At 51.9% G+C, this 8,118-nt stretch carries 9 protein-coding genes; 2 read left to right on the forward strand and 7 right to left on the reverse strand.

The features are described from left to right. From ABF287_RS09365 to ABF287_RS09385, 5 genes are all read right to left on the reverse strand, one after another. On the reverse strand, window positions 1-397 hold a 397-nt coding region (locus ABF287_RS09365), incomplete at its 3' end, for a hypothetical protein (protein ID WP_347184746.1). 147 nt (window positions 398-544) lie between these two features. Then, entirely contained in the window at window positions 545-1,681 is a 1,137-nt protein-coding gene (locus ABF287_RS09370) for an ABC transporter substrate-binding protein (protein WP_347184747.1), read from the reverse strand. Between the two features lie 213 nt (window positions 1,682-1,894). After that, a complete protein-coding gene (locus ABF287_RS09375) occupies window positions 1,895-3,022 on the reverse strand; it encodes an ATP-binding cassette domain-containing protein (protein WP_347184748.1) in 1,128 nt (375 codons plus the stop codon). After that, the gene (locus ABF287_RS09380; protein WP_347184749.1) at window positions 3,022-3,921 is read right to left on the reverse strand and encodes a carbohydrate ABC transporter permease; all 900 of its coding nucleotides are present in this window, start codon (window positions 3,919-3,921) and stop codon (window positions 3,022-3,024) included. Before ABF287_RS09380 ends, ABF287_RS09375 begins: the two co-directional genes overlap by 1 nt. Before the next feature lie 9 nt (window positions 3,922-3,930). Further along, window positions 3,931-4,827, reverse strand: a complete 897-nt coding sequence (locus ABF287_RS09385; protein WP_347184750.1) for a sugar ABC transporter permease — start codon at window positions 4,825-4,827, stop codon at window positions 3,931-3,933. A 241-nt stretch (window positions 4,828-5,068) separates the two neighbouring features. On the opposite strand from ABF287_RS09385, the gene ABF287_RS09390 reads away from it, so the two are divergent. Continuing rightward, window positions 5,069-5,671, forward strand: a complete 603-nt coding sequence (locus tag ABF287_RS09390; RefSeq protein ID WP_347184751.1) for a hypothetical protein — start codon at window positions 5,069-5,071, stop codon at window positions 5,669-5,671. Beyond that, window positions 5,656-5,946, forward strand: a complete 291-nt coding sequence (locus ABF287_RS09395; protein ID WP_347184752.1) for a helix-turn-helix transcriptional regulator — start codon at window positions 5,656-5,658, stop codon at window positions 5,944-5,946. The genes ABF287_RS09390 and ABF287_RS09395 overlap by 16 nt, the downstream gene beginning before the upstream one ends. Window positions 5,947-6,012: 66 nt before the next feature. On the opposite strand, the gene uxuA is transcribed toward ABF287_RS09395, so the two are convergent. Then, window positions 6,013-7,206, reverse strand: coding sequence for a mannonate dehydratase (gene uxuA, locus ABF287_RS09400; RefSeq protein ID WP_347184753.1), 1,194 nt, complete (start codon window positions 7,204-7,206; stop codon window positions 6,013-6,015). After that, on the reverse strand, window positions 7,203-8,118 hold a 916-nt coding region (locus ABF287_RS09405; RefSeq protein WP_347184754.1), incomplete at its 5' end, for a mannitol dehydrogenase family protein. The genes ABF287_RS09405 and uxuA, both read right to left, overlap by 4 nt.

The following is an 8,118-nucleotide window of genomic DNA, read 5'->3' on the forward strand; positions in this document are numbered from 1 at the left end:
GGCCCGTCACATAGCGCCCTGCTGGAATTCGAAGTGTTCCGCCTTTTGGAGTCGCAGCGACACCGGCGTTGATCGCATCTGCATTGTTGGCGGCGTCTTCGGAAAGACCGAAGTCACTGGCATCAACAAGGCCCGCACAGTCTGGCGTCGAAAAGACCAATTCTTGCCCTGCCAGTCGCAAGACGTAAGCTGTATTTGGCACCAAGTCGTCCAAGATCACGGCACTTGTGGTTGCTGTGCCAGTGCTTTCGCCAGCTGGGCTGACAAGTGTGTAAGACATCTCGGAAGGTAAGGTGAATTGCAAACCTGTTGCGCGCAGCGCAACGACAACGCAGCGCGGTGTCAACGCTGAAACAGCCAGCGAAAAATCTGTAAGAGGCGCGCGAGAGGTCGACATAGTAATCCTTAAGGCAGCAAAATGGGTCGCGGCGTTCGCCACGGTCCATTCGCAAATGAGTGAGAATAATTGGGCGCCCCTGACCCAGATTTTGGGGCGCCCGGACGCAAGTCCATTAAGACCTGCGACATTTCTTAAAGCTTTGGCTTACTTGTATTTTTCCAAAACTTCAGTGACGTTGTAGATGATATCAGATGCAGCATCAGCAGCTGAGATTTCACCGTAGGCATAGAGTTCCATAGCGTCTTGGATGGAGCTCATGACCTCAGGGTGCTCGTTGAATTGGGAGATCCCTGGAGCCACAGCTGCAAGAACCTGGGAGTTCCCAAGCTTTTGCATCGCGTTGACCTCACCTGCAGCTTCCAAACGCGCCGCGGCAGTTTTTGAGGCTGGCAAACCACGCGACGTACCGAGCGCATCGATACCCTCTGGTTCGTTGAGCATACAGTTCAGGATTTCTGCAGCAGCTTTAGGATTGTCGGAGTTCTTAGAAATCGTGAACACCATGGACGCCTTGCGATAGACACCGTCGTTCTGGCTGCCTTCAGCTTTGAACAAACCAACTGGGGTCAAAGCATCTGGGTTGTTCAATGGCTTAGATACTTTGAAGTAAGCAGAATCCCACTGGTAGGAGCCAGCGATGCGACCTTCCGCCCAGTTTGGATCCTCGTGCAGAACCATTTTACCTTTTGCCGCAGCATCTTTCCAGGACTGAAGCACATTGTTGTCAATCAGAGATTGGTAAAACTCGAGGCCTTGGATGATTTCTTCTTCGGACCACGAGTATGTCAGAGTCGCGCTGTCGATCATTGGCTTGCCAGTGATCTGTGTCAGATAGTTTTGCACGATCAAAGACGCGTCAAGTTTGGTGCCTTCGAGCGGGAAGTAGCCCTCGCCCAACACTTCCTTAAAGGTTTGGCCGGCAGCGATAACTTCGTCCCAGGTGGTTGGGAGCGCAACACCGGCTTTGTCGTATGTGTCTTTGTTGAGCCAGAAGACACGTCCTGTTGTGGAGACAGGAAGGCCGTTCAACTTGCCGTTCATTGTGCCGGCTTCGATTTGAGCCGCGCCGAGGTTCGACAAATCGATGACGTCTGCGTAGTCGTTGAGATCAGCAAAACCGTCACCATCGATGGAGAAGAACGGCAACCAAGGCCAGTTGATCTGCATGATGTCGGCTTCAGTACCGCCTGCAAGCTGTGTGGTCACTTTTTCAAGGTGCCCGCTCCAACCGGTGAACTCAGGAGCAATCGAGTGGCTATATTTATCGCCACAGATTTTCAACGCTTCTTGCGTTGCTGTGTGGCGGCTGTCACCACCCCATCAAGACATGCGCAATTCTGCTGCGCCTGCGTTAAAGGCTGTCAATGTAAGCACTGCTGCCAGTGCGGTTGTGGAACGTTTCATAGTAGTCCTCCCTAAGGTACAAACGTTGGTTATGTTGGTGCCCGTGACCCGCCCGATTTGACGGGGTACGAGATATCGTTTGGGGCGCGTCTACGCGTCCTCCCCGCCGAGAGAGACATTCAGTCCGCTCTCAAGATCGAAAACGTGCAGACGTTCAACCAGTGGCGTCACCGCCACCGCATCGCCACGTTTGATAGATCGGTCGTACTCCTCCGATGGGATCACGCAGATGAAGCTGTGTCCCTCGATGTCGATGTGCAAATTGATCTCGTGCCCCATGAACTCAATTACGGTGACTTTGCCGTTGAAGGCGTTCTCGGTACCGATTGGCACAAAGTTCAGATGTTGTGGACGAATGCCGATTTTCACCGGACCGCTTTGGCGCGTCAAACGTGCCGCAAGCGTTGGGCCGCCAGAAATCGTCTGGTTGCCAATCGTTAATTTCGCCTCTTCGCCAGCCTCAAGCGTGCCATCGACAAGGTTCATTTCCGGCATACCGATAAATCCAGCTACAAAAGCGTTCGCAGGCTTTTCGTACAATGTGACAGGGTCTGCCACTTGCATGATGTGCCCCTCTTTCATCACGCAGATCCGGTCGCCCATAGTCATCGCTTCAACCTGATCGTGTGTCACGTAGGCCACGGTCGCAGGACGGCCCATTTCGCGCAATTCCATATGCAAATCGGTGATCCGAACCCGCATAGACGCGCGCAATTTGGCATCCAAGTTGGACAAAGGCTCGTCGAACAAGAACACCTCAGGTGATTTGATCAAGGCACGGCCAACGGCCACACGCTGGGCTTGACCACCGGACAATTCTTTCGGCAGACGCTCAAGCAATTCACCGATTTCGAGAATGCCAGACACGTCATCCGTTGCCGCTGCGATCTCTTCCTTCGGCTTGCGTTTAAGGCGCAGACCAAAGCCAAGATTGTTTTTGACCTTCATGTGCGGGTAAAGCGCGTAGTTTTGGAACACCATCGCCAAGCCGCGTTTGCCAGGGGCCAGATCGTTGACGATCTTTTCACCGATGTGGATCTCGCCACCAGTGATGGTTTCCAGACCTGCGATCATCCGCAACGTGGTGGATTTCGCACAACCCGAAGGTCCCACAAACACCATGAATTCGCCATCGTGGATATCTAGATTGATGCCATGGACGGCCTTGAACCCGTTGCCATATGTCTTTTCGACGTTTCTTAGCTGCAAGCGTGCCATTAGCCTTTTACCCCCCCTGAAGAGATGCCTTCGATGAAATACTTCTGCGCCATAAAGAACACAGCGAGCGCCGGTGTGATCGCCAGAACGGACATCGCGAGGATGCGGTTCCATTCAAAGGCTTCTGTCGTGTCGATCGACAGTTTCAAAGCCAAGCTGACCGGGTATTTTTCAACCGAAGAGATGTAGATGAGTGGGCCAAGGAAGTCGTTCATGGACCACATGAATTGGAACAGACAGACCGAGATCAAAGCAGGCATCAAAAGCGTCACCACGATGAAGATCAGTGTCTGGAATGAATTGGTTCCGTCCACGCGGGCTGCTTCTTCCATATCGCGCGGGATAGCGCGCAGGAACTGCACCAACATAAAGACAAAGAACGCGTCGCCTGCGAATGCAGAAGGCACCCAAAGCGGTAGGTAGCTATCGAGCCAGCCAATGTCGCGGAACAACAAGTATTGCGGAATACGTGTAACAACGTTCGGCAACAAAAGCGTTGCGATGAGCGTGGCAAAAAAGAACTTTTTGCCTGGAAACTCAAAGCGTGCAAACCCGTAGGCAACTGCTGTTGCCGAGATCGCTGTACCGATCACTTTTGGCGCAATGATCAAGAAGGTGTTCCAGAAGAACCGCGTAAAAGTGTATGGCGTCGATGTTTGCCAGCCGTCGATATAGCCTTGGATTGTCGGGTTTTTTGGAATGAAACCCGGGTTGGTGAAAATCTCACTGTTGGTTTTAAACGACGCGCCGATCAACCAGATCAACGGGTAGAGCATAAGCAATCCAACAGCCGCCAAGACGCAGTAGCGAACGAAGGCATTGATGGCGGTACGGCGGCGCAATTTAAGTTGCTGTGCGCGTGCCCGCACTTCGATATCGGGAGTGTATGTATCTGTCATGTCATTCCCCTAGCTGCGCTTGTCGCCAGCGTAGTAAACCCATTTCTTTGATGACCAGAAGGCCGCGACGGTTAGCACCATGATGATCACGAACAAGACCCAAGCGATGGCAGAGGCGTAGCCCATGTCAAAGTTTTTAAAGGCTTTTTCGTAGATGTAGAGCGGCAAGAGATAGGTTGATTTCAGCGGACCACCTTCGGTGATGATGTAGGGTCCATTAAATTCTTGGAACGCCTGCACTGTCTGCATAATCAAGTTGAAAAAGATAACCGGTGTGATCAACGGCAAGGTGATAAAGCGGAACTGGTGCCATTTGTTGGCGCCATCAATGGCCGAAGCTTCGTACAACGACTTGTCCACGGATTGCAGTGCCGCCAAGAAGATGACCATTGCCGAACCGAACTGCCAACAGCGCAAAAGCGTGATGGTAAACAAGGCATTTGTCGGGTCACCGAACCAGTTGACGCCTTCAATCCCAAAGACAGCCAAGCCCATATTCACCAGACCAGTGTCTGCAAATATGTAGCGCCACAAAACAGCGATCGCGATGGACCCGCCCAAGATGGATGGCACGTAATATGCTGTGCGGAAGAACCCGATGGCTTTGAGCCGGTAGTTCAAAATCACCGCGATGAACAAAGCAAAGATCAGCTTGAGCGGAACCGTCAAGAAGACATATAGCAATGTCACATTGAGAGGTTTCTCAAACGTGCGATCCCGGGTGAACAGCTTTTCGTAGTTCTTTGTGCCGACCCATGTGGGCTCGGACATAAGACTGTAATCGGTAAAGCTGAGATAAAAAGAGTAGCCAAAGGGAAATGCCGTAAAGATCAGCAAGCCGATCACATAAGGCATTACATAGGCCAGTCCCATGTATTTGCTTTCGCCCCCCCCATCACAGGTCATCCCGTGATCTGATGGCTGCGCCTGTAGCGCGCTGAGTGGACTGTTCGAAATTCTTCATCTTTGCAAAGGAAGATTTTCTACATCAAAAAAGTTCGTAAGCTTTTGACATAGGAAAACCTATCTCTTCCCCCCCCTTTATCTAGTAAAACTGTCCTACGGCTTCCGCATTTCAGTTGACTCCCTTGTAAACTAATATGCCAGTTTGAAAGCGGCGGCTGAATGAACGGAAAGACAGGAAAAGATGGACGAAAACGAAGTTAACCCATTTTCAGGCATTCCAACCCATGCAGTGGGTCTGCGTTTGGCACGATCAGTCATCAAAATGTCGCATGCTCCGACTTGGCGAGTCGATAAATCAAACCAAGTTCATGATCTCATGATTTGCCTCACAGGGTCGGGCAAATACGAAATCGACGGTAACTACTTTTCGCTCACACCCGGACAAGCATTTCTAGCCCCTGCTGGCACCCGCTTTATCGGGCAATCGACATCAACCGAGCGCTACACTGGCATTGCTCAACATTTCACACTCGAACTGTTCGGCACAGTGGACATGATCGGCCAAATGACATTGCTGCCCACCGCCACTATTCCCGATTGGCATATCATTGGCCCCATGGTGCAACATTATCATGACACGGCGCCAGCGACGTCAACGACGCTGCAACAACACCATATGTTCATGACCATTTTGCTAAAATACTTGGAAGCCGCTTTTGTTGGCTGGCGCGAAAAGCCGTTGGCGCCATGGAAGGACAAGATGCTCTGTCGCTCCACATTATGCTGGCTGCGGCCCGCCTTGCTGCGGAACCATTGGAAAAAGACATCTTGGAGCGCACATTAGATCGTGCCCCTTACAACGATGACTATTTTCGCCGCGCCTTTCGCGACCGCATCGGCCAAACCCCGCAAAAATTTCTTGAACTTAAAAAGATGGAAAACGCCATGCACGAGCTGATGCTGGGGAAATCCGTCAAAGAAGTCGCCGCGAACGTCGGATATCAAGATGCATACTTCTTTAGCCGCATGTTCAAACGGTATATGGGGCAGCCACCATCGGCGTATCGCCTCAAATCAAGGGAAAAAGCGCTGCGCGACCGCGACCTTTCTTCTTCATAGCCATTCCCCAATACAAAACGGCGCACCCCAAAGGATACGCCGTTCTAAACATTTCTGGTGGATCATTTAGGTAAATTGCACGTGCTTATGTGACAATGCTTTGATCACACCGCGCATTTCGGCCAAACCGCGCAAACGCCCGATCAATGGATACCCAGGATGAGTACCCGATCCGATGTCCGACAGGATTTCATGGCCGTGATCTGGGCGCCAAACCAATTCCCAATCGCCGCGCCCCTCTTCTTTGCGCGCGGTTTCTTCGCCCAGCAAAACGGACACCAGCTCAACCATGTCAGTGTCGCCTTCAAGGTGTGCTGCCTCTTCAAAAGACCCATCCGCATCTTTGGCGACATTGCGCAGATGCACGAAATGAATGCGTTCAGAAAATTCGCGCGCAATTGCTGGCACATTGTTGGCAGGATTTGCGCCCAAGGATCCCGAACACAAGGTCAGGCCATTTTCGACAGCCTTTTGTTGCTCAAAAATCCAAGCAATATCTTCAGCATTTGAAACCACACGCGGCAGGCCAAAAATATCACGGGGCGGATCATCAGGGTGCACAGCAAAGCGCATGCCCAAATCCTGCGCGGCCGGAATAATTTCATCCAAAAAGCGCGCGTAGTTGCTACGAATTTCGTCGCGGCCAATGCCATCGTACAACTTCAACGCCTCTTTCATCGACGCGACAGTGTAGCGATCATACGCCCCTGGAAGACCGGCCATAATGGCGGCCACAAGCGCGTCACGATCATCCTCTGTTGAGGCATCAAACCATGCTTTGGCTCTGGCAATAATTTCAGGCGTAAAGTCTTTTTCAGCGCCGTCGCGTTCCAACATAAACAATTCAAGCGCGCAGATTTGCACCTGTTCAAACCGCAAAGACGTCCCACCATTTTTAAGCGGGTGATCCAGTCGCGTCCGTGTCCAATCGATCAAAGGCATGAAGTTGTAGCAGATCGTGGTCAGACCCTGAGCTGCCAAATTGGCCATAGATTGGCGATAATTTGCGAACAACTCGGACAAATCACCTTCACCGCGTTTGATGCGTTCGTGAATAGGCAAGCTTTCAACAACGTGCCATTTTTGCCCATGCCCTGCCCCCGCAATCATCTTTTGACGTTGTGCGATGGCCTCTTCAGTCCAGACTTCGCCGTACGGAATTTCATGCAGCGCGTTGACAATACCAAGCGCACCCGTTTGAGCAATTTGGTTCAATTCAATTTTGTCGAGTGGTCCATACCAGCGCCAAGATTCAATCATTTCACTGCTCCAACCATTGCCCGCGCGCCTTGCGTTGCGAGACCGTCAAATGCAGCCGTCACGGCCACCACAAAGGTATCGTTTTCGCGCAAACTATCGGGGAAAACTTCTCCGACGGACAACAATGCTTGCACCTTGTCTTCATTTGTCGCCGCAGCATCACTCAACGACTTCAAACGCTCCGCCATGGGGTCACGCACATCAATCGCAGCGCCGTTTTCATCAACGCCGCCAACATAACGCATCCATGCAGCAACGGCCAAAATCAAACCAGACATGGGGCGTCCGGCCTCAAGACCATTTTCAAGTTGAGTTAAAATGCGCTGAGGCAGTTTTTGGCTGCCATCCATCGCAATTTGCCACGTCAGGTGACGGATCGCAGGGTTTTCGTAACGGGCGAACAACTCATCCGCATAGGCTTGCAAATCTACGCCTTGGGGCGGTGTCAGGCCTGGAATGATTTCATTGGTCCAGAGGGATTTCACGAACGCGGCATAGGCTGGTTCGGCCACGGTGTCGGAAATGGTTTCCAATCCGCCCAAATACCCAAGATAGGCCAGTGACGAGTGCGTGCCGTTGAGGCAGCGCAGTTTCATATCTTCAAACGCGGTGACGTTTTCAACCAGTTGCACACCCACAGCGCCCAAATCAGGCCGCACGCCATCGACAAAATCATCTTCAACAACCCACTGACGGAACGGTTCCATCATCACAGGTGAAGCGTCATATTTGCCAATGAGTTCGCCCAATGCATCAATATCTTCTGGCTTTGTGGCGGGCACAATGCGGTCGACCATTGTGCACGGGAATTTCACTTCTGCTTCGATCCAAGCCGCCAAATCGTCGGACATCAAAGCTGCCAATTCCAAAACCACGCCGCGCACAACACGGCCATTGTCCGGCAGGTTGTCA

The sequence above is a fragment of the Pacificibacter sp. genome (assembly GCF_039769035.1).
GTDB lineage: Bacteria > Pseudomonadota > Alphaproteobacteria > Rhodobacterales > Rhodobacteraceae > Celeribacter.

What these genes read in the sequence shown, in the direction of transcription:
- ABF287_RS09375 (WP_347184748.1), bottom strand. Translation starts at nt 3,022, where the DNA reads ATGGCACGCTTGCAGCTAAGAAACGTCGAAAAGACATATGGCAACGGG.
- ABF287_RS09380 (WP_347184749.1), bottom strand. Translation starts at nt 3,921, where the DNA reads ATGACAGATACATACACTCCCGATATCGAAGTGCGGGCACGCGCACAG.
- ABF287_RS09385 (WP_347184750.1), bottom strand. Translation starts at nt 4,827, where the DNA reads ATGACCTGTGATGGGGGGGGCGAAAGCAAATACATGGGACTGGCCTAT.
- ABF287_RS09390 (WP_347184751.1), top strand. Translation starts at nt 5,069, where the DNA reads ATGGACGAAAACGAAGTTAACCCATTTTCAGGCATTCCAACCCATGCA.
- uxuA (WP_347184753.1), bottom strand. Translation starts at nt 7,206, where the DNA reads ATGATTGAATCTTGGCGCTGGTATGGACCACTCGACAAAATTGAATTG.